Here is a 2,268-nt window from a genome sequence, read left to right on the forward strand (position 1 = left end):
GCCGCGGCTGACCAGCAACACCTTCGATGGCGGGTGCGCCGCTTCCTCGCAGGCGGCGTCGACCAGGGGCTTGTACGGAATCACCTTGCCACCGCGCATGCCGGCGTCGGCACAGATCAACAGCTTGGGCTTGGCGTCGTCGATGCGCAGGGCCAGGTTGTGCGCGGCAAAACCGCCGAAGACCACCGAATGCACCGCGCCGATCCGCGCGCAGGCCAGGATCGCGTAGACAGCTTCGGCCATGTTGGGCATGTAGATGACCACCCGATCGCCCTTGCCCATGCCCAGTTCGACCAGTATGGCGGCAAAGGCGTTGACCTCCTCGAACAGCCTGCGATAGCTGACCTCCTCGGTATGGCCGGTTTCGGTGGAAACCGCCACCAGCGCCAGTTGCTCACCCCGGGCGGCTACATGACGGTCAACCGCGTTGTGGCAGAGGTTGGTCAGGCCGCCGGCAAACCATTTGCGGAACGGCGGATCGGTGTATTGAAGGATCGTGTCCGGCTCTCGATGCCAGTCGATGGCCCTGGCCTGCTCGGCCCAGAAGCCCTCCGGATCCTCGATCGAACGGCGATAGGTTTCTTCATAGCCCATGATCGCACCTCCTGCTCAGCCTACTCCTTAGCCTAGTGCAAGCTGCAGGGGGGGCGTATCGCGACGAAAGTCGAACCGGATGCACAGACGCGGACAGCAGCCCCGACGCAGCCGTCATGCCGCGCGCATCGCCAACGCCTGGCGGGGCCGGCAGGCAAGAAAAGAAAAAGGGCGGCTCCAGGCCGCCCTTTTCCGAACCAATGGGCCCTGCAGTCAGTGGGGGAACAGGGACTCGACCGCAGCGCGTTCCTCGCGCAGTTCCTTCTCGGTCGCGTCCATGCGCGAACGCGAAAAGGCATTGATGTCCAGGCCGTGGACGATCGAGTACTTGCCGTTCTTGCAGATCACCGGATAACCAAAGATCACGCCGGGCTCGATGCCGTAGGATCCATCCGAGGGCACACCCATGGAGACCCAGTCGCCTTCATCGCTGCCCAGCGCCCACGAGCGCATGTGGTCGATCGCCGCCGAAGCCGCCGAGGCTGCCGATGAGGCACCGCGGGCCTTGATGATGGCGGCGCCGCGCTGCTGCACGGTGGGAATGAAATCGCTCTCATACCAGTCCTGATCGATCAGGTCGGTCGCCGGCTTGCCCTTGACCGTGGCGTGATGGATATCCGGGTACTGGGTGGAGCTGTGGTTGCCCCAGATGATCATGCGATTGATGTCGGTCGAGTGCGCGCTGGTCTTCTCGGCCAGCTGGCTCATGGCGCGGTTGTGGTCCAGGCGCACCATGGCGGTGAAGCACTTCGGATCCAGGTCCGGCGCATTCTGCTGTGCGATCAGGGCATTGGTGTTGGCCGGATTGCCGACCACCAGCACCTTGACGTCGCGCTTGGCGTGGTCATTCAGTGCCTTGCCCTGCGGCCCGAAGATCTTGCCGTTGGCCTCCAGCAGGTCCTTGCGCTCCATGCCGGCGCCGCGCGGGCGGGCGCCGACCAGCAGTGCGTAATCGGCCTCCTTGAACGCGACGTTGGCATCATCCGTGGCGTTGACGTCGTGCAGCAGCGGGAAGGCGCAGTCCTTGAGCTCCATCACCACGCCCTTGAGCGCGTCCAGCGCCGGGGTGATCTCGAGCAGATTGAGAATGACCGGTTGATCCTTGCCCAGCATGTCGCCGGCAGCAATGCGGAACAGCAGCGCGTAGCCAATCTGGCCAGCTGCGCCGGTTACGGCAACTCGTACAGGTGCTTTCATGAATCAGTCTCCGGTTTTCTAGGTTGAATCGGTCCTGGCGTCGTGCGTATCGATCCGCGGGTGGAGCTGGCGGGGTCCATACCCGTCCACGTGGCGTGTGCCGACCAGGGTGATGGGGATACCGTGTCCATCGAGCTGCGGGTGGGCCTGGCGAACATCGACATGGTTCTCGACGTCATGCACGACACAGGACAAGTACCAGCGCGTGAAGTCCTTTCTGAAAAGTTGAGCACGTTCACCTGCGCTTCGACGGCAACACCAAGGCCTGCCTGACGACATGCTTTGGCGCGGCTGCAGCCCGCCCGGAAAGCGACTGGCAATCCGCCAGCTGGGTGACGATCCAGCCGCCGGAGCACGTATGGCTGCAACCGCCTGCCTCACGTCAATTCAGCGAAGAAGTCCTGGATCCGCTGCATGCCTGGTTCCAGCTGATCCGCGGGACAGGTATAGGAAATACGCAGACCGCGCGGTTCGCCG

General features: G+C 63.7%; 3 protein-coding genes. 1 reads left to right on the forward strand and 2 read right to left on the reverse strand.

Annotation, left to right across the window (positions count from 1 at the left end; translation table 11 throughout):
- Together PF446_RS11120 and PF446_RS11125 are read right to left on the reverse strand one after the other, a co-directional pair.
- On the reverse strand, window positions 1–594 hold a 594-nt coding region (locus tag PF446_RS11120), incomplete at its 3' end, for an AMP-binding protein (protein ID WP_298071555.1).
- 213 nt (window positions 595–807) lie between these two features.
- Window positions 808–1,791, reverse strand: a complete 984-nt coding sequence (locus PF446_RS11125) for a malate dehydrogenase (protein ID WP_298071557.1) — start codon at window positions 1,789–1,791, stop codon at window positions 808–810.
- A 123-nt stretch (window positions 1,792–1,914) separates the two neighbouring features.
- Here PF446_RS11125 and PF446_RS11130 point away from each other — a divergent pair, with 123 nt between their 5' ends.
- Window positions 1,915–2,064 carry a hypothetical protein gene (locus PF446_RS11130; RefSeq protein WP_298071559.1) on the forward strand — a complete coding sequence of 50 codons (150 nt, stop codon included), beginning with the start codon at window positions 1,915–1,917 and terminating at the stop codon, window positions 2,062–2,064.
- Window positions 2,065–2,268 lie beyond the last annotated feature (204 nt).

The sequence above is a fragment of the Oleiagrimonas sp. genome (genome assembly GCF_027858935.1).
In the GTDB taxonomy this organism is placed as follows: domain Bacteria; phylum Pseudomonadota; class Gammaproteobacteria; order Xanthomonadales; family Rhodanobacteraceae; genus Oleiagrimonas.